At 60.9% G+C, this 21,871-nt stretch carries 19 protein-coding genes; 10 read left to right on the top strand and 9 right to left on the bottom strand.

All coding sequences use genetic code 11. The annotated features are described in order from the left end of the window. Window positions 1–49: 49 nt before the first annotated feature. Window positions 50–1,150, bottom strand: a complete 1,101-nt coding sequence (gene dprA, locus IF199_RS00095; RefSeq protein ID WP_192559389.1) for a DNA-processing protein DprA — start codon at window positions 1,148–1,150, stop codon at window positions 50–52. A gap of 79 nt (window positions 1,151–1,229) precedes the next feature. Further along, a complete protein-coding gene (locus IF199_RS00090; RefSeq protein WP_096822392.1) occupies window positions 1,230–2,255 on the bottom strand; it encodes a LysM peptidoglycan-binding domain-containing protein in 1,026 nt (341 codons plus the stop codon). Between the two features lie 170 nt (window positions 2,256–2,425). Between IF199_RS00090 and def the strand changes: the two genes are divergently transcribed. The 5 genes from def to IF199_RS00065 are packed head-to-tail and all read left to right on the top strand — an operon-like array spanning window position 2,426 to window position 6,989. Next, window positions 2,426–2,932 (top strand): peptide deformylase, encoded by a 507-nt coding sequence (gene def, locus IF199_RS00085; RefSeq protein WP_007954104.1) that lies wholly within the window; start codon window positions 2,426–2,428, stop codon window positions 2,930–2,932. Between the two features lie 56 nt (window positions 2,933–2,988). Further along, a complete protein-coding gene (gene fmt / locus IF199_RS00080) occupies window positions 2,989–3,948 on the top strand; it encodes a methionyl-tRNA formyltransferase (protein ID WP_192559388.1) in 960 nt (319 codons plus the stop codon). Next, window positions 3,945–5,255 carry a 16S rRNA (cytosine(967)-C(5))-methyltransferase RsmB gene (gene rsmB / locus IF199_RS00075; RefSeq protein WP_192559387.1) on the top strand — a complete coding sequence of 437 codons (1,311 nt, stop codon included), beginning with the start codon at window positions 3,945–3,947 and terminating at the stop codon, window positions 5,253–5,255. The genes fmt and rsmB overlap by 4 nt, the downstream gene beginning before the upstream one ends. Before the next feature lie 22 nt (window positions 5,256–5,277). Next, the gene (gene trkA, locus IF199_RS00070) at window positions 5,278–6,654 is read left to right on the top strand and encodes a Trk system potassium transporter TrkA (protein ID WP_007954108.1); all 1,377 of its coding nucleotides are present in this window, start codon (window positions 5,278–5,280) and stop codon (window positions 6,652–6,654) included. A gap of 20 nt (window positions 6,655–6,674) precedes the next feature. Continuing rightward, window positions 6,675–6,989: a tetratricopeptide repeat protein gene (locus IF199_RS00065; RefSeq protein ID WP_192559386.1), complete on the top strand. Its 315-nt coding sequence runs from the start codon at window positions 6,675–6,677 to the stop codon at window positions 6,987–6,989. A 51-nt stretch (window positions 6,990–7,040) separates the two neighbouring features. Here the strand turns inward: IF199_RS00065 and IF199_RS00060 are convergent, their stop codons facing one another. Both IF199_RS00060 and tag read right to left on the bottom strand, forming a co-directional pair. Then, complete coding sequence (locus IF199_RS00060) at window positions 7,041–7,928, bottom strand: lysophospholipid acyltransferase (protein WP_085713088.1); 888 nt, start codon at window positions 7,926–7,928, stop codon at window positions 7,041–7,043. Window positions 7,929–7,968: 40 nt separating this feature from the next. Next, complete coding sequence (gene tag, locus IF199_RS00055) at window positions 7,969–8,526, bottom strand: DNA-3-methyladenine glycosylase I (RefSeq protein WP_007954111.1); 558 nt, start codon at window positions 8,524–8,526, stop codon at window positions 7,969–7,971. An 81-nt stretch (window positions 8,527–8,607) separates the two neighbouring features. Between tag and glyQ the strand changes: the two genes are divergently transcribed. The 4 genes from glyQ (at window position 8,608) to IF199_RS00035 (ending at window position 13,018) form a co-directional block, all read left to right on the top strand. Further along, window positions 8,608–9,561: a glycine--tRNA ligase subunit alpha gene (gene glyQ, locus IF199_RS00050; RefSeq protein WP_115488318.1), complete on the top strand. Its 954-nt coding sequence runs from the start codon at window positions 8,608–8,610 to the stop codon at window positions 9,559–9,561. Next, window positions 9,558–11,612 (top strand): glycine--tRNA ligase subunit beta, encoded by a 2,055-nt coding sequence (gene glyS, locus IF199_RS00045; protein ID WP_096822388.1) that lies wholly within the window; start codon window positions 9,558–9,560, stop codon window positions 11,610–11,612. The genes glyQ and glyS overlap by 4 nt, the downstream gene beginning before the upstream one ends. Window positions 11,613–11,616: 4 nt before the next feature. Further along, the gene (gene gmhB, locus IF199_RS00040; RefSeq protein ID WP_164872121.1) at window positions 11,617–12,156 is read left to right on the top strand and encodes a D-glycero-beta-D-manno-heptose 1,7-bisphosphate 7-phosphatase; all 540 of its coding nucleotides are present in this window, start codon (window positions 11,617–11,619) and stop codon (window positions 12,154–12,156) included. 82 nt (window positions 12,157–12,238) lie between these two features. Beyond that, window positions 12,239–13,018: a lysophospholipid acyltransferase family protein gene (locus IF199_RS00035; protein WP_192559385.1), complete on the top strand. Its 780-nt coding sequence runs from the start codon at window positions 12,239–12,241 to the stop codon at window positions 13,016–13,018. A 158-nt stretch (window positions 13,019–13,176) separates the two neighbouring features. Here IF199_RS00035 and IF199_RS00030 read toward each other — a convergent pair whose 3' ends face one another. Then, window positions 13,177–14,718 (bottom strand): sensor histidine kinase, encoded by a 1,542-nt coding sequence (locus tag IF199_RS00030; RefSeq protein WP_192559384.1) that lies wholly within the window; start codon window positions 14,716–14,718, stop codon window positions 13,177–13,179. A 166-nt stretch (window positions 14,719–14,884) separates the two neighbouring features. On the opposite strand from IF199_RS00030, the gene IF199_RS00025 reads away from it, so the two are divergent. After that, window positions 14,885–15,601, top strand: coding sequence for a response regulator transcription factor (locus tag IF199_RS00025; protein ID WP_192559383.1), 717 nt, complete (start codon window positions 14,885–14,887; stop codon window positions 15,599–15,601). Between the two features lie 62 nt (window positions 15,602–15,663). Here the strand turns inward: IF199_RS00025 and gyrB are convergent, their stop codons facing one another. Genes gyrB through dnaA form a run of 4 tightly spaced genes read right to left on the bottom strand, consistent with a single transcriptional unit; the run spans window position 15,664 to window position 21,871 of the window. Then, the gene (gene gyrB / locus IF199_RS00020; RefSeq protein WP_007954129.1) at window positions 15,664–18,081 is read right to left on the bottom strand and encodes a DNA topoisomerase (ATP-hydrolyzing) subunit B; all 2,418 of its coding nucleotides are present in this window, start codon (window positions 18,079–18,081) and stop codon (window positions 15,664–15,666) included. Window positions 18,082–18,086: 5 nt separating this feature from the next. Further along, entirely contained in the window at window positions 18,087–19,190 is a 1,104-nt protein-coding gene (gene recF / locus IF199_RS00015; RefSeq protein WP_007911886.1) for a DNA replication/repair protein RecF, read from the bottom strand. 14 nt (window positions 19,191–19,204) lie between these two features. After that, the gene (gene dnaN / locus IF199_RS00010; protein WP_096822384.1) at window positions 19,205–20,308 is read right to left on the bottom strand and encodes a DNA polymerase III subunit beta; all 1,104 of its coding nucleotides are present in this window, start codon (window positions 20,306–20,308) and stop codon (window positions 19,205–19,207) included. Window positions 20,309–20,347: 39 nt separating this feature from the next. Beyond that, a complete protein-coding gene (gene dnaA / locus IF199_RS00005; protein ID WP_096822383.1) occupies window positions 20,348–21,871 on the bottom strand; it encodes a chromosomal replication initiator protein DnaA in 1,524 nt (507 codons plus the stop codon).

Here is a 21,871-nt window from a genome sequence, read left to right as displayed (position 1 = left end):
ACTCTCCGAAAACAGGTTTTGCGCAGTTTACCGATCTTCAATGTAAAACCTAGCTTACCCGCGCAAACCAGCGGCCGTTTTCGCACACGGCGCGGCCCTCCATCTCCAGTTCGGTCAATGCCGCCAGTACTTTTGGCAACGCCCAGCCACTGCTGTCGGCCAAGCCCTCGCTGGTGTGCGGCGCCGCGTGCAGCAGGCGCAGCAACGGATTGTCCGTAGCCGGTGTAGTCGTGGATACCGACAAGTGCTGCCAGCCACGCAGGGCCTCGAGGATGTGCTCGATGGTTTCCACCAGCACCGCGCCATCGCGGATCAGTTGATGGCAACCGCGCGCGCCGGGGTGATGGATCGAGCCCGGAATCGCATAGACCTCACGACCCTGTTCCGCCGCCAGTCGCGCGGTGATCAACGAACCGCTGGCCACACTGGCCTCGACCACCAGTACGCCGAGGGATAAACCGCTGATGATCCGGTTGCGCCTGGGGAAGTTGCTCGCCGTCGGCCCGGCGTCCAGTGGAAACTCCGAAATCACCGCACTGCCAGAGGCAATCATCGTGTCCGCCAGCCGCCGATTGCGCTGTGGATAAAATTTTTCCAGGCCAGTGCCCAGCACCCCGACGGTTTGCCCGCCGACGTCGAGCGCGGCTTGATGCACGGCGGCATCGATGCCCAACGCCAGGCCACTGGTGATGACGAAACCGGCTCCGGCCAGGCTGCGGGCAAACGCCGTGGCGGTGTCCATGCCCGGACGTGAGGCGCGGCGACTGCCGACCATCGCCAGCTGAGGTTTTTCCAGGATCAGCGGGTCACCGGCAACGAACAGCAGCGGTGGCGGATCGGCAATCTGCGCCAGTAATGCCGGGTAGTCCGGCTGGTCGAGCATCAGCAAATGCTGGCCCGGGCGCTCTAGCCAGGCCAATGCGCGGCTCGCGCCGTCACGCACTTCAGGACAACGGCGAGCTTCGGCGCTCGCCACCGGCAAACCCAGCGAACGCCAGGCACTGGCCGGCGCACTGATGGCCTTGGAGGCGGAGCCGAACGCTTCGAGCAACCGGGCAAAACGTTTCGGGCCGATTTCCGGCAAACGGTGCAGGCGCAAACGCGCTTCCAGTTCCGCAGGGGAAACCGGCGTACAGACAGGCATCATCATGGATCATCCTTGATCGTTATAAGCCCCGAACCTTTCGGAACAAGCTGTGGATAAGTCTGTTGGTAACTTGTGAAGCCAGCTAAGGATTTCGCACCTTGTCCAGCACCGCCAGCGAGCGCGATGCGTTGAGTACAAGGCCGTAACTGAGTTTGTCGTAGGTGCGGAACACCATCAGCAATCCGGCGCGTTCATCGGGGATTTTCAACGGCTGACCGGTGATCCGGTCACGCACGGTTTCCCCTGTTTTCATCACCACCAGCACGTTGCCTTCGGCCAGACCATCGCGTTTGCCCTTGTTCAGGGTCACCACGTCCATCGCGCCGATCTGCGTCACGCCGCGCGGAACATCGATGATCAGGCCTTTGATGTCGGTGGTGGGAGCGCTGGGCATGAAGGTCGAGTTGATGGAACGCTCTTCGCCGCTGAACAAACGGTCGCCGAGGCGCACTTCCTGGGTCGTGCGTTGCAGGGCGAGGGTGGCGACGTCGCCTTCGGTGGCGATGATCTCACCGCCGCCGATGTCGTCGGCGTTGATCCCCAGGAACTCCTTGCTCTGCGGATCGGTGTAGACCTTGCCCTGGCGGAAGATGCCGTAGACAGGCTGATTCGGATCGAAATGGCCTCGGGCGAAGATCCGGTCACCGGTGCCGCTGAGCACCCGCTCGGCATCGCCGGCAACGATGTACGGCGCCTTGTCGAAGTCCTCGACCTTGTCGACGATGCGGTTGCTCAGCAGAAAACTGTTGATGGATTTGAGCGGAATGCTCGGGATCGCTTCGGCCACCGGGCTGCTGCGGATCCGTGGCGACAGCTTGATGGTGCCGCGCGACGCCCCGCGATTGAGGGTCAGGCGGGGCTGGCCGTTGACGTAACTGAGGGTCAGCGTGTCGCCCGGATAGATCAGGTTGGGGTTTTCGATCTGCGGATTGGCCCGCCACAGCTGCGGCCACTGCCAGGGTTCGCGCAAATATTTACCGGAGATGTCCCAGAGCGTATCCCCTGAAACCACCGTGTATTGCTGTGGAAAACCTTCCTTGAGTTGCACTTGCCCGTGCGCGGCGCCGGCCGAGGCCAGAAACAGCAGGGCGAGTAGTGATTTCCTCATGCGGTGAATCCCTTTATTATGTGCGTTCGCGTGAAACGCCAGAGCCCCCGTGGCTCGCTCCCTGCTCTATGCTTAAAAGCAAGGAGCTACGTTTCACAACGGTAGCCTGCATCTTCGGACCCGCCAGGCCATCGACCCGACTTTACCTCACACGTGCAGCAATCAAGCTTATGGCCATTTTGAACATCCTCGAATTTCCGGACCCGCGTCTGCGCACTATCGCCAAACCTGTGGCTGTAGTGGACGACGAAGTGCGTCAGCTGGTCGATGACATGTTTGAAACAATGTATGAAGCGCCGGGCATCGGCCTTGCCGCGACCCAGGTCAACGTGCACAAACGTATCGTCGTGATGGACCTTTCCGAAGACCGCACCGAACCGCGGGTGTTCATCAACCCCGAGTTCGAATCGCTGACCGACGAAATGGAGCAATACCAGGAAGGCTGCCTCTCGGTGCCGGGTTTCTACGAAAACGTCGACCGCCCGCAGAAGGTCAAGATCAAGGCTCTGGATCGTGACGGCAAGCCTTACGAACTGATCGCCGAAGGCCTGCTCGCCGTGTGCATCCAGCACGAATGCGACCACCTCAACGGCAAGTTGTTCGTCGATTACCTGTCCACGCTCAAACGCGACCGGATCAAGAAGAAACTGGAAAAGCAGCACCGCCAGAACGCTTGATGCCCCTCTCCAAAGGCTTGCTGCGGCAAGCCTTTTTCTTTTTATGAGACTCCCCCATGACTGAGCCACTGCGCATCGTTTTTGCCGGCACCCCGGAATTCGCCGCCGAACACCTCAAGGCCCTGCTGGACAGCCCTTACGAGATCGTTGCGGTCTACACCCAACCGGATCGTCCGGCCGGTCGTGGGCAAAAGCTGATGCCGAGCCCGGTCAAACAGCTCGCCCTGGAAAACAATATCCAGGTGTTGCAGCCGCCGACCCTGCGCAACGCTGACGCTCAGGCCGAGCTCGCAGCGCTGAAGCCGGACTTGATGGTGGTGGTCGCCTATGGCCTGATCCTGCCGCAAGTGGTGCTGGATATTCCGCGCCTGGGCTGCATCAACAGCCACGCCTCCCTGCTGCCACGCTGGCGCGGTGCGGCGCCGATCCAGCGCGCCGTCGAAGCAGGCGACGCCGAAAGCGGCGTGACCGTGATGCGCATGGAAGCGGGCCTGGACACCGGACCGATGCTGCTCAAGGTCGTCACCCCGATCAGCGCCGAAGACACCGGCGGCAGCCTCCACGACCGCCTCGCCGAGATGGGCCCGCCAGCCGTCGTGCAAGCGATTGCCGGTCTGGCCGCTGGCACCCTGGAAGGCGAAGTGCAGAACGATGAACTCGCCACCTACGCGCACAAACTGAACAAGGACGAGGCGCGCATCGACTGGAGCCGTCCGGCCGTCGAGCTGGAACGTCTGGTCCGCGCCTTCAATCCATGGCCGATCACCCATAGCACGCTCAACGGCGAAGCGCTGAAAGTGCTGGCGGCGACACTGGCCGAAGGCAAAGGCGCACCGGGCACCATCCTCGGTGCCAGCAAGGACGGTCTGCTCGTCGCCTGTGGCGAACAGGCGCTGTGCCTGACCCGCCTGCAATTGCCCGGCGGCAAGGCGCTGAACTTCAGCGATCTGTTCAACAGCCGTCGTGAGAAATTCGCCATCGGCACGGTGCTTGGCGCAGCGGTGGACGCGCAATGAACCCGCGTCTGGCCGCCGCCAAGGCACTCGCCGCTGTCCTGAGCGGCAAGGCTTCGCTCAACAGCTCCCTGCCGACGCAACTGGACAAGGTCGAGGATCGCGATCGCGGCTTCACTCAGGACTTGGCGTTCGGCACCGCCCGCTGGCAGCCACGTTTGTCGGCGCTGGCGGAAAAACTTTTGCAGAAGCCGTTCAAGGCTGCCGACGCCGATGTCGAGGCGCTGCTGCTGGTCGGTCTCTATCAGTTGCTCTACACCCGCGTCCCGGCTCACGCCGCCATTGGCGAAACCGTCGGTTGCGCCGACAAGCTGAAAAAACCGTGGGCCAAAGGTCTGCTCAACGCCGTCCTGCGCAACGCCCAACGCGAACATGAGGCGATCTTCGCCGAACTGGAGCGCGATCCGGTGGTGCGCACCGCCCACCCACGCTGGCTGCAAAAATCCCTGAAGGCCTTCTGGCCTGAACAGTGGGAAGCCATCTGCGAAGCCAACAATGCGCATCCGCCGATGATCCTGCGGGTCAACCGTCGTCATCACAGCCGTGACGCCTACCTCGGTTTGCTGACGGAAGCGGGCATCGCCGCGCAGCCGTGCACCTTCAGCCGCGACGGCATCATCCTCGACGCCGCCGCTGATGTGCGCAGCCTGCCGGGTTTCGCCGAGGGCTGGATCAGCGTGCAGGACGAAGCCGCGCAACTGGCCGCCGACCTGCTCGACCTCGCGCCGGGTCAGCGAGTGCTGGATGCCTGCTGCGCGCCGGGCGGCAAGACCTGCCACATCCTCGAAGCCGAACCGGCGCTGGCCGGCGTGGTCGCGGTGGACCTGGAAGCCAAGCGTCTCGTGCGGGTGAAGGAAAACCTCGAACGCCTCGGCCTGAACGCCGAACTGATCGCCGCCGACGGTCGCGACACGGCGGTATGGTGGGACGGCAAACCGTTCCAGCGCATCCTGCTCGACGCGCCGTGCTCGGCCACCGGGGTGATCCGCCGCCATCCGGACATCAAGCTGACCCGTCAGGCCGACGACATCGCCGCCCTCGCGCAACTGCAAGGCGAGTTGCTCGACGCCATGTGGAAAACCCTCGAAGTGGGCGGCATCCTGCTCTACGCCACCTGCTCGACCTTGCCGACCGAGAACACCGAAGTCATCGGTGCATTCCTTGAGCGCACACCGGGTGCCCGGGAACTGGATCTGGCCACGCTGGCCGGGATCAAGCAGCCCCATGGTCGCCAATTGCTGGCCCAGCAGGGCGGGCATGACGGGTTCTACTACGCCAAGCTGATCAAGATCGCTGCCGCGCGCGGCTAAACGGATTCAATGGAGTGACGGGTTGAAAATCATCATCCTCGGTGCAGGGCAGGTCGGCGGTTCGCTGGCTGAACATCTGGCCAGCGAAGCCAACGACATCACCGTGGTCGACACCGATGGCGACCGTCTGCGCGACCTCGGCGACCGTCTCGATATCCGTACCGTGCAGGGCCGTGGCTCGTTGCCGAACATTCTGCGTCAGGCCGGTGCCGACGACGCCGACATGCTGGTGGCGGTGACCAACAGCGACGAAACCAACATGGTCGCCTGCCAAGTTGCCCACACCCTGTTCCACACCCCGACCAAGATCGCCCGGGTACGCGAAGCGTCGTACCTGACCCGCGAGGAACAACTGTTCCAGAACGAAGCGATCCCGGTCGACGTGCTGATCAGCCCCGAGCAAGTGGTCACCAACTACATCAAGCGTCTGATCCAGCACCCCGGCGCCTTGCAGGTGATCGACTTCGCCGAGGGCCAGGCGCAACTGGTCGCGGTGCGCGCTTACTACGGCGGGCCGCTGGTGGGTCAGCAACTGCGCCAGTTGCGCGAGCACATGCCGAATGTGGAAACGCGAGTGGCGGCGATTTTCCGCCGCGACCGACCGATTCTTCCTCAGGGCGACACGGTGATCGAGGCCGACGACGAAGTCTTCTTCATCGCCGCCCGTGAGAACATTCGCGCCGTGATGAGCGAAATGCGCCGCCTCGACGAAACCTACAAGCGCATCGTCATTGCCGGCGGCGGGCAGATCGGTGAGCGGCTGGCCGAGGCCATCGAAAGCCGTTACCAGGTGAAGATCATCGAGATGAACCCGGCGCGCTGCCGTTATCTCTCCGATACCCTCGACAGCACCGTGGTGTTGCAGGGCAGCGCTTCAGATCGCGACCTGCTGCTGGAAGAGAACATCGCCGACGCGGACATCTTCCTCGCCCTGACCAACGATGACGAAGCCAACATCATGTCGTCGCTGCTGGCCAAGCGTCTGGGCGCGAAGAAGGTGATGACGATCATCAACAACCCGGCCTACGTCGACTTGATCCAGGGTGGTGACATCGACATCGCCATCAGCCCGCAACTGGCGACCATCGGCACCTTGCTGGCCCACGTGCGGCGCGGCGATATCGTCAGCGTGCACTCCTTGCGCCGGGGTGCGGCGGAAGCCATCGAAGCGGTGGCCCATGGTGATTCGAAGTCGAGCAAGGTCATCGGCAAGGCCATCGAAAACATCGCCCTGCCACCGGGGACCACCATCGGCGCGATCATCCGTGATGAAGAAGTGATCATCGCCCATGACGACACAGTGATTGCCGCAGGCGACCATGTGATTCTGTTCCTTGTGGATAAAAAGCACATTCGCGACGTGGAGAAGCTGTTCCACGTGGGATTGAGCTTCTTCTGACCGACCAAGAGGCGAGACCGATGATCGAATCCCTGGAAAAAATGCTCGCCAAGGGTGTGGATAACTCATTGCTGCGCTTCGGCCTGGGCAAGGGCTATCTGGATCTGGGGGAGAACGCGAAGGCGACCGAGCATTTGCAGCGTTGTGTCGGCTTCGATCCGAAGTACTCGGCAGCATGGAAACTGTTGGGCAAGGCGCACCTGGCGCTGGGTGATCTGGCGGCTGCGCGGCAGGCGTGGGAGCAGGGGCTGGAAGCGGCCCGGGCCCATGGCGACAAGCAGGCGGAGAAGGAAATGACGGTGTTTCTGAAGAAGCTGGATCGGCAGAAGCCGTGACGGCTGTGGATAACCCGTGTTGTCAGGTTATCCACAATTGCACATCGCCGATCAGTACCAGCGCGCCTCGCCCGGCGGACGCTTCTTGAAGCGTTTCATGCTCCACATGTACTGGCTCGGATAAGCCGCCACATAACGCTCGACCACCTGACTCATCGCTGCGCAGGAGGTTTCGGTGTCGGTGCTGTACATCGCTTCCGGCGCTGCTTCCAGAATCACCTTGTAGCCGGAACCGTCCGGCAGACGCAGGGCATGCAGGAACACCCCGACGGCCTTGCCACCGGCGAGCATGTTCGGCACGAACTTGCTGGTCAGGGCCTGGGTCGCGAAGAACGGCACGAAGATCCCGGCGGATTCAGCTGGCTCCGGGTCCGCGGGAATCCCCACCTGACCGCCCTTGCGCACTTCCTTGATGACGCTGAGGATGCCTTCCTTGGTCGACGCCGCCACGCGGTTGCCCAACTGCACCCGCTGCTTGCGCAGCAATTCATCCACAGCCTTGAGCTTCGGCGGACGATAGAAAATGATCGGTTTGCACTGGCTGCAATAGAAGTGGTTGAGCACTTCCCAGTTGCCCAGGTGGCTGGTGATGCCGACCACGCCTTTGCCGGACGCCAATGCGTCCTTGAGGATGTCGAGGCCCTCGACTTCGCGCACCAGGTCAATGGAACGCTGGGCCGGCCAGATCCAGGCGCAGGCGCTTTCGGTCAGGGACTTGCCGATGTCTTTCAGGCTCTGGCCGACCAGACGCTCACGTTCAGCCGGGTCCATCTGTGGAAAACATTTGGCGAGGTTGATCCGCACCACATCGCGGGAACGGTTGGGGGTTTTCCACATGATCCAGCCGATCGCCGAACCCACGGCCTGCACGGCCCGCCACGGAAGCAGGGCAAACAGCCGCAGAGCGCCAACCAGCATGGCGCCTTTAAACTTTTCCACAGGTCACTCCTGATCTTGTGCTGTGCGCGAGGCGGCCATTCTAACCGGCGTTGACCAGCTGCGCGTAGCGGTCGCAGTCCTGAGTGTGATCCATGACCATCCCCGAGGCCTGCATCAGCGCATAGCAAATGGTCGGACCGACGAAGGTGAAACCAGCCTTTTTCAGGCCTTTGCTCATGGCCACGGCTTGCGGGGTGATCGCCGGGACTTCGCTGCGATCCTTGAAATGATTGATCACCGGCCGGTTATCCACAAACGACCAGAGGAAGGCCACCGGATCCTCCAGCGCCAGCCACGCCTGGGCATTGCGCCGGGCGGCATTGAGCTTGAGGCGATTGCGGATGATCCCCGGATCGAGCATCAATTCATCGATTTCTGCGTCGCTCATCTGCGCCACGCGCTGTACGTCGAAGCCGAACAACACCTCGCGATACCGCTCGCGTTTACGCAGCACGGTGATCCACGAAAGCCCGGCCTGGAACCCTTCGAGCAAAAGCAACTCGAACAATCCCTGCGCATCGCGTAGCGGCGTGCCCCACTCCTGATCGTGGTAAGCCATGTACAGCGGATCTTCGTTGCACCAAAAGCAGCGTGGCATAAGGCTCCAGGGGGTGGAGGTGCGACTGAATCGGGTATACTCCCGCTCTTTAAATCGCAGCCCAAGAAACAGGTGAATTTCGTGAGCCAGCCTACGCCAGCCGTGCGTACCTTCCAAGACTTGATCCTCGCGCTCCAGCAATACTGGGCCGAGCAAGGTTGTGTGGTACTTCAGCCCTACGATATGGAAGTAGGCGCCGGCACTTTCCACACCGCGACATTCCTGCGTGCCATCGGCCCGGAAACCTGGAACGCCGCTTACGTACAGCCAAGCCGCCGTCCGACTGACGGCCGTTACGGCGAAAACCCGAACCGTCTGCAGCACTACTACCAGTTCCAGGTAGTCCTGAAGCCGAACCCGGACAACTTCCAGGAACTGTACCTGGGCTCCCTCAAGCATGTCGGCCTGGACCCGCTGGTCCACGACATCCGCTTCGTCGAAGACAACTGGGAATCGCCGACCCTCGGCGCCTGGGGTCTGGGCTGGGAAGTCTGGCTGAACGGCATGGAAGTGACCCAATTCACTTACTTCCAGCAGGCGGGCGGCATCGAGTGCTACCCGGTGACCGGCGAGATCACCTACGGTCTCGAGCGTCTGGCCATGTACCTGCAGGGCGTGGACTCGGTCTACGACCTGGTCTGGGCTGACGGTCCGTTCGGCAAAGTGACCTACGGCGACGTGTTCCACCAGAACGAAGTGGAGCAATCCACCTACAACTTCGAATACGCCAACGTCGACAAGCTGTTCGAACTGTTCGACTTCTATGAAAGCGAAGCCAAGCGTCTGATCGAACTCGACCAGCCGCTGCCGTTGCCGAGCTATGAAATGGTCCTGAAGGCCTCGCACACCTTCAACCTGCTGGATGCACGCCGGGCGATCTCGGTAACTGCGCGTCAGCAATACATTCTGCGCGTACGCACCCTGGCGCGTTCCGTCGCCCAAGCCTACCTGCTGGCTCGCGCCAAGCTGGGCTTCCCGATGGCAACCCCGGACCTGCGTGACGAAGTACTGGCCAAGCTGGAGGCTGCACAATGAGTGCTCAAGATTTTCTGGTTGAACTGGGCACCGAAGAACTGCCACCCAAAGCCCTGAACACCCTGGCCGAAGCGTTCCTCGCCGGTATCGACAAGGGCCTGCAAGCGGCCGGCCTGAGCTACGAGACCAAGACTGTCTACGCCGCGCCGCGTCGTCTGGCTGTGCTGATCACCGCGCTGGCCACCCAGCAGCCGGATCGCAGCATCAACCTCGACGGCCCGCCACGTCAGGCCGCGTTCGATGCCGAAGGCAACCCGACTCAAGCAGCACTGGGTTTTGCCAAGAAGTGCGGCGTCGAGCTGAGCGAAATCGACCAGAGCGGTCCGAAACTGCGCTACAGCCAGAACATCGCCGGCAAGCCGACCGCCAGCCTGCTGCCGACCATCGTCGAAGACTCGCTGAACGACCTGCCGATCCCGAAACGCATGCGTTGGGGTGCACGCAAGGAAGAATTCGTGCGTCCGACCCAGTGGCTGGTGATGCTGCTCGGCGACCAGGTCATCGACTGCACGATCCTCGCGCAGAAGGCTGGCCGTGAATCCCGTGGCCACCGTTTCCACCACCCGGAAAACGTGCGCATCGGTTCGCCGTCGAGCTATCTGGCCGACCTGCGTGCCGCTTACGTGCTGGCCGACGCCAACGAGCGTCGCGAGATTATCAGCAAGCGCACCGAAGAACTGGCGACCCGTCAGGAAGGCACCGCGATCGTGCCGCCGGCGCTGCTCGACGAAGTGACTGCGCTGGTCGAGTGGCCGGTGCCGCTGGTGTGCTCGTTCGAGGAACGTTTCCTCGACGTGCCGCAGGAAGCGCTGATCACCACCATGCAGGACAACCAGAAGTACTTCTGCCTGCTGGATGCCGACGGCAAGTTGCTGCCACGTTTCATTACCGTGGCCAACATTGAATCCAAAGACCCGCAGCAGATCGTCGCCGGTAACGAGAAAGTGGTTCGCCCACGTCTGACCGACGCCGAGTTTTTCTTCAAGCAGGACAAGAAGCAGAAGCTCGAAGCGTTCAACGATCGCCTGCAGAACGTGGTGTTCCAGGAAAAACTCGGCAGCGTCTACGACAAGGCCGAGCGCGTTTCGAAACTGGCCGCGTACATCGCCGCACGCATCGGCGGCAACGCTTCGTGGGCTGCCCGTGCAGGTTTGCTGTCCAAGTGCGACCTGGCCACCGAAATGGTCGGCGAGTTCCCGGAGATGCAAGGTGTCGCCGGCTACTACTACGCCCTCAATGACGGCGAGCCGGAAGACGTCGCCCTGGCGCTGAACGAGCAGTACATGCCACGCGGTGCCGGCGCTGAACTGCCTGCCACCCTGACCGGTGCGGCCGTGGCCATCGCCGACAAGCTCGACACCCTGGTCGGCATCTTCGGCATCGGCATGCTGCCGACCGGCAGCAAAGACCCGTATGCCCTGCGCCGTGCGGCACTGGGTGTGCTGCGGATCCTGATCGAGAAACAACTGGATCTGGACCTGAACGACGCCGTGGCGTTCGCCGTGAATGCGTTCGGTGCCAAGGTCAAGGCTGCCGGCCTGAACGACGCGGTGCTGGAATTCATCTTCGACCGTCTGCGTGCACGTTACGAAGACGAAGGCGTGGATGTCGCCACCTACCTGTCGGTACGTGCCCTGAAGCCGGGTTCGGCGCTGGACTTCGACCAGCGTGTGCAAGCGGTTCAGGCCTTCCGCAAACTGCCGGAAGCGGCAGCGCTGGCGGCAGTGAACAAGCGTGTGTCGAACCTGCTGAGCAAAGTGGAAGGCTCCGTGCCAACCGACGTTCAGGCCAAGTACTTTGACAACGCCAACGAGTTCTCGCTGTACTCGGCGATCCAGCAGGCGGACCAGGCTGTACAGCCAATGGCCGCGGCGCGTCAGTACAACGAATCGCTGGCACGTCTGGCTGCACTGCGCGAGCCGGTGGACGCGTTCTTCGACGCGGTGATGGTGAATGCCGAAGACGCCAATGTGCGGGCCAACCGCTACGCGCTGCTGGCGCGTCTGCGTGGCCTGTTCCTGGGCGTTGCCGACATTTCGCTGCTGGGTTGAGGGATTGCTGTTGAAACTGCTGATTCTCGATCGGGACGGAGTGATCAATTACGACTCCGACGCTTACATCAAGTCGGTGGAGGAGTGGATTCCGCTGCCCGGCTCGATCGAAGCGATTGCGCAGTTGAGCAAGGCCGGCTGGACGGTGGCGGTCGCCACCAACCAGTCGGGCATTGCTCGCGGCTACTACGACCTCGCCACCCTCGATGCCATGCATGCGCGCCTGCGCGAACTGGTGGCAGAGCAGGGCGGTGAAGTCGGGCTGATCGTGTATTGCCCGCATGGGCCGGACGAGGGTTGCGATTGCCGCAAGCCGAAACCGGGAATGTTGAAAACCATCGCGCAGCACTACAACGTGGCGCTGACGAATGTCTGGTTCGTCGGCGACAGCCTTGGTGACCTGGAGGCCGCCAAAGCCGTCGATTCACAGCCCGTTTTGGTAAAGACCGGGAAAGGCGAAAAGACTCAGGCCAAGACCTTGCCGGTCGGCACCCTGATTTTTGACGATCTGGCGGCGATTGCCGCAGAACTTATCCACAACTAGAGTACTTCTGAAGTTCCTGACCAGGGATTGATCGGGAGTGCGCTTGAACAGTCGGGCATCGCCCGTAACGGTAAACGTCGCCATGTCGATACTGCAGGCCATCAGAATCTTCCTCTTTTACCTGCTGCTGGGCACCACGTCCCTGCTGTGGTGCAGCCTGAGCTTTTTTATCGCGCCCTTTCTGCCGTTCAAGGCGCGCTATCGCTTTATCAACGTGTACTGGTGCCGTTGCGCCTTGTGGTTGACCAAGGTGTTCCTCGGTATCCGCTACGAAGTCAAAGGCGCGGAAAACGTGCCTGACCGGCCCTGCGTGATTCAGTCGAACCACCAGAGCACCTGGGAGACGTTCTTTCTCTCCGCTTATTTCTCGCCCTTGAGCCAGGTGCTCAAGCGCGAATTGCTGTACGTGCCATTCTTCGGCTGGGCCATGGCCATGCTGCGGCCGATCGCGATTGATCGCGACAACCCGAAAGCCGCCCTCAAGCAGGTCGCTGCGAAAGGTGACGAGCTGCTCAAGGACAATGTCTGGGTGCTGATCTTCCCTGAAGGCACTCGCGTTCCCCACGGCACCATCGGCAAGTTCTCCCGCAGTGGCAGCGCGTTGGCGGTGAATGCGGCGCTTCCGGTGCTGCCGATTGCGCACAATGCCGGCAAGTTCTGGCCGAAAATCGGTTGGGGTAAAAAATCGGGTGTGATCACTGTGGTTATCGGTCAGCCGATGTACGCCGAAGGCACTGGCCCACGTGCCATCGCCGATCTGAACGACCGCGTGCAAACGTGGAACGAGCAGGCGCAACGGGAAATGGGCTCGCTGCCACCGGCTCCGCAGGCACCTGCTGCCAACGATCAGGTGGTTGTCTGAGATTTTGTGGATAACCTGTGTACGGATTGTTGGAAAAGCGTCGAAATCAAAGATTAAGTGACTGATTTACTTATATATTTCTGAAGCTGATAAATCACCGTAAAAGGTGCATAAGTTTTTTTCGGAAGTAAGAAAACCGGCTGATATAGCCGGTTTTTTTATGCCTGCTCTTCAGCGATCAGCGGCAGCTCAAGGCGGAATGTGGTGCCCTGATCGATGACGCTGATGCATTCGATCCGCCCACCATGGTGATCCACCACAGCCTTGACCATCGACAGCCCCAATCCCACGCCATCGATGCCTTGAGCCGAAGAAAAACGGCGGTACTGGCTGAACAGATCAGGCAGGTCTTCAGCCCCGATACCTTTGCCCTGATCGGTCAGTTCGCAATGCAGCCAGTCATCGTGGCATCGAACGCACAACCTGACCGTAGACCCGGCCGGGCTGTACTTGATCGCGTTTTCCAGCAGATTGAAAAGCGCCCGGGTCAGCAGCCCCTGATCTGCAAGCACCAGACGCTCCTGGGATTGCTCATCCATATCGTTCAGCAGTTCGATACGCTTTTGCTGGGCGATGGGCAGTGCCTGGTCCAGTACGTCCATCACCAGCATCGCAAACAGACTCGGCTGGAACTGATAGGCCTCGGATTCGGCCCGGGCCAGTAAAACGAATCCATCGGTGAGTTCCAGCGCTCGACGCACTTGGCGTTCGATCTGCTCGAACAGCGGTGAATCCGTTCCAGCCTGATGCCGGTGGACGTCGAGCAGGGCGAGGATCGCTGAATGCGGCGCTCGCAAGTCATGGGACAGAAAGCGCAGCAGCACACCGCGCTGTTCTTCGGCGGCGCGCTCGGCACTCAGGTCGGTCAGGCTCAACAACCAGCCAATCGGCGTGTCACCGTCCACCGGCAACAACGCCGCACGTTCGAGGCGCAGGCTGCGCTCCTTGTGGTCACGAAACTCCAGCAGAGGCAGCTCAGATAGCGGCGGGCGTGGCTCTGTGGACAACTCTGGATAACCCAGGCTTGCCAGCTGATCGAGGACGTCTTCGCCCACCAGATTATGATCGAACAGACTCCGGGCCTTGCGATTGCCCAACAAGACCTGTCCTCGAGGATCGCTGATCAGCGTTGCCACCGGCAGATACTCCAACCCATCGGCGATGAAGCGGCGAGTATCGCGGGTGCGGCTCATGGCTTGTTCAAGGGCCATGATCTGTCCCTGCAAACGGTCGGCGCTGGAAAAGGGCGCCCGGCGGCGTTCGGGAAACACCTTCGGCTCACTGTCCAGCCGCGATAGCTCCCAGCCGAAGTAGGTGAGCACCACACTCAGGCGCCGCCAGTTCCAGATCAGATAGCCGAACAGCATGCCCAGCGCCGCAGGCGTCGGCGACCACCAACGCCGCATTTCAGCCAGGCCGGCACTGGTCAGCAGCACGCAGGCAATCCCGCCCAGCGTCACCCAGATCGCCAGACGTGGTCGCCACAACAGTAACCCCAACACGCAAGCCACCAGAGCGACTGACAACATCGCGCCGGTGACGGGCGCCGGGTCATGCAGATTGACCTGCGCACGCCACGACAACAATGCAGTCAGCGGCAACAGCACTAGACTTATCCACACCCACTCGCGCACCAGTTGCCGAAACAGGCGTTGAACCTGACTTTGCACACGGCTTTCGTGGCGGCGTCGGTTAATCATGGAAAACAGGGCAGGGCGGGTTGAATGGTTTCATAGGCGACAGGTCTGAGGACGTAGACCCGAAGAATCATAGCGGCTCGACCCATGGTGTGCCGCTTACTTTCACTGCTTTGGTCGAACCGCCGGTGTCGACCACCCATTACCCAAGCGACAAGGAATCCCGCGTATGCGCGTTGCGATACTGGACGATGAACCCGCCGAACTGCGCCGGGTCGAGCAGACCCTGCAACAAATGGCCGAGGCCGGCGAACAGCCCTGGTCGCTGCACAGTTTCGAACGCGGAGAAGACCTGCTGCGGCAACTGCGCCGGGAAACCTTCGACCTGCTGATCCTCGACTGGCAACTGCCCGACCTCACCGGCCTGGCGCTGCTGCGCTGGACCCGAGAGCACATGGAAGCGCCACCGGCCGCCATCATGCTCACCAGTCGTGACGGCGAGAGCGATATCGTCCAGGCCCTGAACGCCGGGGCCGACGATTACGTCAGCAAGCCTTTTCGCCCAAACGAGTTGAAGGCTCGAGTCACCGCCGTGCTGCGTCGGCACAGCCATCAACGCCCGAGCGTGGCCAATGTTCTGCGTTTCAACGATCTGGTGTTCGACGACGCCGAGCTGACCGTCACCCGCGAAGGCAAGCCGATCATGATGACCGAGCGTGAGTACCGGCTTGCGCACTGCCTGTTCAGCAACCTCGGCCGGCCGCTGTCACGGGACTATTTATACGAAAGGTTCTGGCCCCATGAAGAAATGGCCTCGTCACGACCGCTGGATACCCACATCTATCGCCTGCGCAACAAGCTCGGGCTGACAGCGGATCGGGGTTGGCAGTTGCTGACGATTTATGGGTATGGATATCGGTTGGAGAGTGTGGCGGCGGGTGAGTGAATAGCAGGTAATAAAAAAGGCCAACGCGTATGCGTTGGCCTTTTTGTTGGTGCCGGCCGGGATCAGAAATCCAGGTTGGAAACCGCCAGAGCATTGCTCTCGATGAAGTCACGGCGAGGTTCGACCGCATCACCCATCAGGGTGTTGAAGATCTGGTCTGCGCCAATGGCGTCTTCGATGGTGACTTTCAGCATGCGGCGCACGCTTGGGTCCATGGTGGTTTCCCACAGCTGATCCGGGTTCATTTCGCCCAGACCTTTGTATCGCTGGATGGTGTGGCGCTTGGTGCTTTCGGCCATCAGCCAGTCGAGGGCTTCCTTGAACTCGGTGACCGCTTTCTTGCGCTCGCCACGCTGGATGTACGCGCCGTCGTCGAGCAGGGTGCTCAGTTGAGCGCCGAGGGTGACGACGGTCTTGTAGTCGTTGCTGCCGAAGAAGTCGCGGTTGAAGGTGACGTAGTTCGACAGGCCGTGGGAGATCAGTTCGACCTCCGGCAGCCACACGCCACGTTCACGGTCTTCGCGCAGGCTGGCCTTATAGACCAGGCCGGACTTCTCGACGGTGCGCAGACGGACTTCGTACTGGGCCAGCCAGTCTTGCATCTTGGCGTGGTCGCCGAGCATTTCCAGGCTCACGGCCGGCAGGTAGATGAAGTGCTCGGTCAGCTCCTGCGGGTACAGGCGCGACAGACGCTTGAGGGTCTTCATCACCATGCGGAAGTCGTTCACCAGACGTTCCAGCGCTTCGCCGGAAATGCCCGGGGCGTCTTCGTTCAGGTGCAGGCTCGCATCTTCCAGGGCCGACTGCGTCATGTACTCTTCCATGGCGTCGTCGTCTTTGATGTATTGCTCTTGCTTGCCTTTCTTGACCTTGTACAGCGGCGGCTGGGCGATGTAGATGTAGCCGCGCTCGATCAGCTCCGGCAACTGACGGAAGAAGAAGGTCAGCAGCAGGGTACGGATGTGCGAACCGTCGACGTCAGCATCGGTCATGATGATGATGTTGTGATAGCGCAGTTTGTCGATGTTGTACTCTTCGCGGCCGATACCGCAGCCCAGCGCGGTGATCAGGGTGCCCACTTCCTGGGACGAGATCATCTTGTCGAAACGTGCTTTCTCGACGTTGAGGATCTTGCCCTTCAGCGGCAGGATGGCCTGGGTCTTGCGGTTACGTCCCTGTTTGGCAGAGCCGCCCGCGGAGTCACCTTCCACGAGGTACAGTTCGGACAGCGCCGGGTCTTTTTCCTGGCAGTCAGCCAGTTTGCCCGGCAGGCCGGCGATGTCCAGCGCGCCTTTGCGGCGCGTCATCTCACGAGCCTTGCGCGCCGCTTCACGGGCACGGGCGGCGTCGATCATCTTGCCGACAACCAGTTTGGCTTCGTTCGGGTTTTCCAGCAGGAAGTCGGAAAAGTACTTGCCCATTTCCTGTTCGACCGCGGTCTTCACTTCGGAAGACACCAGCTTGTCTTTGGTCTGGGAGCTGAACTTCGGATCCGGCACCTTCACCGAGATGATCGCGGTCAGGCCTTCACGGGCATCGTCACCGGTGGTGGCGACTTTGTGCTTCTTCGCCAGACCTTCCTGCTCGATGTAGTTGTTCAGGTTACGCGTCAGTGCAGAACGGAAGCCCACCAGGTGAGTGCCGCCGTCGCGCTGCGGGATGTTGTTGGTGAAGCACAACAGGTTCTCGTTGAAGCTGTCGTTCCACTGCAGGGCGATTTCCACGCCGATGCCGTCTTCACGCTGGATGTTGAAGTGAAACACCTGGTTGACCGCAGTCTTGTTGGTGTTCAGGTATTCAACGAACGCACGCAGGCCGCCTTCGTACTTGAACAGCTCTTCCTTGCCGCTGCGCTCGTCCTTGAGGACGATGCCGACACCGGAGTTGAGGAAGGACAGTTCACGAATACGCTTGGCCAGGATGTCCCAGCTGAAGTGAATGTTCTTGAAGGTTTCGCTGGAAGCCTTGAAGTGAATCTGGGTACCGGTAGTTTCGCTGTCGCCAACGATCGCCATCGGTGCCTGAGGTACGCCGTGGACGTAGGTCTGTTCCCAGATTTTGCCGCTGCGGCGAACGGTCAGGACCAGTTCTTCGGACAGCGCGTTCACAACAGAAACACCTACACCGTGCAGACCGCCGGATACTTTGTAGGAGTTGTCATCGAACTTACCGCCGGCGTGGAGGACGGTCATGATGACCTCGGCGGCGGAAACGCCTTCCTCTTTGTGCACGTCTACCGGGATGCCACGGCCGTTGTCTTTAACGGTGATGGACTCATCCGGGTGGATGATGATGCTGATGTCGTCGCAATGGCCGGCGAGGGCTTCGTCGATCGAGTTGTCGACCACCTCGAACACCATGTGGTGCAGACCGCTGCCATCGTCGGTGTCACCAATGTACATACCGGGACGTTTGCGCACGGCATCCAGGCCTTTCAGCACTTTAATGCTCGATGAGTCGTACGTATTTTCTTCGCTCAATGCCTTCACTCCCGATGGTCGTGGGTCTGGGTGATACGGCCCTGTTCCACGTGGAACAGAGCGACTGGCGTTTCCGTCTGCCAGCCTTCCCTCAATAATTCGTGATCTACACAGGTGATAAAGACCTGGCAGCGTAAGTCTTCCAGCAAGCGGCACAGCGCGCGACGGTGGCTTTCGTCCAGCTCGGACGGCAAGTCATCCACCAGATAAATACACTGGCCGCGTCGGGCCTGGCTCACCAGATGCCCCTGGGCAATGCGCAAGGCACAAACCACCAACTTCTGCTGACCCCGGGACAAGATGTCCGCGGCATTGTGAGCGCCCAATCTAAGACGCAAGTCAGCGCGTTGCGGTCCGGCCTGGGTATGACCCATTTGCTGGTCCCGCTGCAGGGAACCGGCAAGTACGGCACTCAATTCCCGGTCCTTGTCCCAGCCTCGGTAATAGCTGAGCGTCAAACCTTCGAGCTCAACCAGTTCGCTCAAGGTTTGTTCAAAGACTGGTTTCAAGGCTTTGATGTAAGCGCGGCGGTATTCATCGATTTCAGCGCTGGCCTGGCACAGTTCCCTGTCCCAAACCGCTTGCGAAACGGCGTCAAGTGTACCATGCCGCAGCCAGGAGTTTCTCTGGCGCAAGGCCTTCTGCAAACGCTGCCAGGTGGCCATGAACCGCGGTTCGACGTGGAACACGCCCCAGTCGAGGAACTGCCGGCGAATCTTCGGCGCACCTTCCAGCAGGCGGAAGCTGTCGGGGTTGATCAACTGCAGCGGCAGGATCTCCGCCAGTTGCGCGGCGCTGCGAGCATTCTGGCCGTCGATGCGGATCTGGAACTCGCCCTGACGGTCGCGAGAGATCCCCAATGCACTGTGGCCACCCTCGGCGAGCTCCACCTGACCGAATACGGTACAGGCGAGTTGCTCATACTGGATGACCGGCAATAGCCGCGTGCTGCGAAACGAACGGGCAAGCCCCAGCAGGTGAATGGCTTCCAGAACACTGGTTTTGCCGCTGCCGTTGGCGCCGTAAAGAATGTTGATTCGGGGGGAGGGGGAGAAGGTCACCGGGTGCAGATTGCGCACCGCGGTGACCGAGACGCGACTTAGCGACATCCAGAGTCAGCTGATTACAGACGCATCGGCATGACAACGTAAGCCGAATCGTCATTGTCGGACTCTTGCACCAGCGCACTGCTGTTGGAGTCGGACAGGATCAAGCGAACCTGCTCGGTGGTCATCACGCCCAGCACGTCGAGCAGATAGCTGACGTTGAAGCCGATTTCCAGGGAGCCGCCGTTGTATTCCACGCCTACTTCTTCTTCCGCTTCTTCCTGTTCCGGGTTGTTCGCCTGGATCTTCAGCTGACCGTTGGCCAGTTGCAGACGGATGCCACGGTACTTCTCGTTGGACAGAATCGCGGTACGACTGAACGCTTCGCGCAGCGCCTGACGATCACCCAGTACCAGCTTGTCGCCGCCCTTTGGCAGAACGCGCTCGTAGTCAGGGAACTTGCCGTCGACCAGTTTCGAGGTGAAGGTGAATTCGCCGGTGGTCGCGCGGATGTGGTGCTGACCCAGCACGATGCTGACGTTGCCGTCCGGCTCGGTGAGCAGACGCGCCAGTTCGAGAATACCTTTGCGCGGCACGATCACTTGATGGCGATCCTGCTGACCGATGTCGGCCTGCATCGAGCACATTGCCAGACGGTGACCATCGGTGGCCACGGCACGGATCACACCGGTCGACACTTCCAGCAACATGCCGTTGAGGTAGTAACGCACGTCCTGTTGGGCCATGGCGAAACTGGTGCGTTCGATCAGGCGACGCAGCTTGCTTTGATCCAGGCTGGTGGTCAGCGAACCCGGGCCTTCTTCCACAGTCGGGAAATCGTTGGCCGGCAGGGTCGACAGGGTGAAGCGGCTACGGCCGGCTTTCACCACCAGTTTCTGCTCGTCGACCTTGATATCGATCAGCGCATCGTTCGGCAGGCTTTTGCAGATATCCATCAGCTTGCGCGCAGGCACAGTGATGGAACCTGTTTCAGCCGGCTCCTCGAGTTGCACGCGACCGACCAGCTCGACTTCCAGGTCGGTACCGGTCAGCGACAGTTGCTGGCCATCGACGACCAGCAGCACGTTGGACAGTACCGGCAAGGTCTGTCGGCGCTCGACGACGCCTGCGACCAGTTGCAGGGGTTTCAACAGGGCTTCGCGTTGAATGGTGAAATGCATGGTCTAGTCCCTTGCCTTAATAAGCTGCGCTGGTGTTCATCAAGTGGTCAGTGTACGCAGCAGGTTCTTGTAGTCCTCGCGGATGTCCGCGTCGGATTCCTTAAGTTCGTTGATCTTGCGGCAGGCGTGCAACACCGTCGTGTGGTCGCGACCGCCAAACACATCGCCGATTTCCGGCAGGCTGTGGTTGGTCAGTTCCTTGGACAGTGCCATGGCGACCTGACGCGGGCGAGCGACCGAGCGCGAACGGCGCTTGGACAGCAAGTCGGAAATCTTGATCTTGTAGTACTCGGCGACTGTGCGCTGAATGTTATCCACAGAGACCAGTTTGTCCTGCAACGCCAACAGGTCTTTCAGGGATTCGCGAATCAACTCGATGGTGATGTCGCGGCCCATGAAGTGCGAGTGGGCGATCACGCGTTTCAGCGCGCCTTCCAGCTCACGGACGTTGGAGCGAATGCGCTGCGCAATGAAGAACGCCGCATCGTGTGGCAACTCGACTTTGGCCTGGTCGGCCTTCTTCATCAAGATGGCTACGCGGGTTTCCAGCTCCGGCGGCTCGACGGCAACCGTCAGGCCCCAGCCGAAGCGGGATTTCAGGCGCTCTTCAAGGCCTTCGATTTCCTTCGGATAGCGGTCACTGGTGAGAATGACCTGCTGGCCACCTTCAAGCAGGGCGTTGAAGGTGTGGAAAAATTCTTCCTGGGAACGTTCCTTGCGGGCGAAGAACTGAATGTCGTCGATCAGCAGGGCGTCCACCGAACGGTAGAAACGCTTGAACTCGTTGATCGCGTTCAGTTGCAGCGCCTTGACCATGTCGGCCACGAAACGCTCGGAATGCAGGTACACGACCTTGGCATTCGGGTTCTTCTTTAACAGGTGGTTACCCACCGCGTGCATCAAGTGCGTCTTACCCAGACCCACGCCACCATAAAGGAAGAGCGGGTTGTAGCCGTGCTTGGGGTTATCCGCCACTTGCCAGGCCGCCGCACGGGCGAGCTGGTTGGACTTACCTTCGACGAAGTTCTCGAAGGTAAAGGTGCGATTCAGGTAGCTGGTGTGCTTGAGCGCGCCTTCGACCTGCACCGTGCGCTGTTCGGCACGCACCGGCGCTTGCTGGGAGGCGGCGCCCGCCATCGGGTCGAAGCTGTCGCGGGACGGCTCTTCGCTGACTTCCTCGGTTTTTTGCGTCGCGCGCTTGGCCGGGGTTGGAGCCGGCGCGGGTGCCGGAGCACTGACGGGCGCGGAACTGGCTTGAGCCAGCGATGCAGCGGCCGCAGCCAGCGGCGCGTTCGGCGCAGCACGCGGCGCAGAACTGCGCTTGCTGCCTATTAATAAGGAGAGCGACGGCGCCAGGCCGTTGCCATGCTCATCCAGCAGTTCAAGGACGCGCCCCAGGTACTTTTCGTTGACCCAGTCCAGAACAAAACGGTTCGGTGCGTAGACACGCAACTCGTCGCCTTCGGCTTCGACCTGTAATGGACGGATCCAGGTGTTGAATTGTTGGGCTGGCAGCTCTTCGCGCAAAAGCTCCACGCACTGCTGCCAAAGTTCCACTGACAC

The sequence above is a fragment of the Pseudomonas allokribbensis genome (genome assembly GCF_014863605.1).
Taxonomy (GTDB): domain Bacteria; phylum Pseudomonadota; class Gammaproteobacteria; order Pseudomonadales; family Pseudomonadaceae; genus Aquipseudomonas; species Aquipseudomonas allokribbensis.
This window is presented reverse-complemented; position numbering and strand designations above follow the sequence as displayed.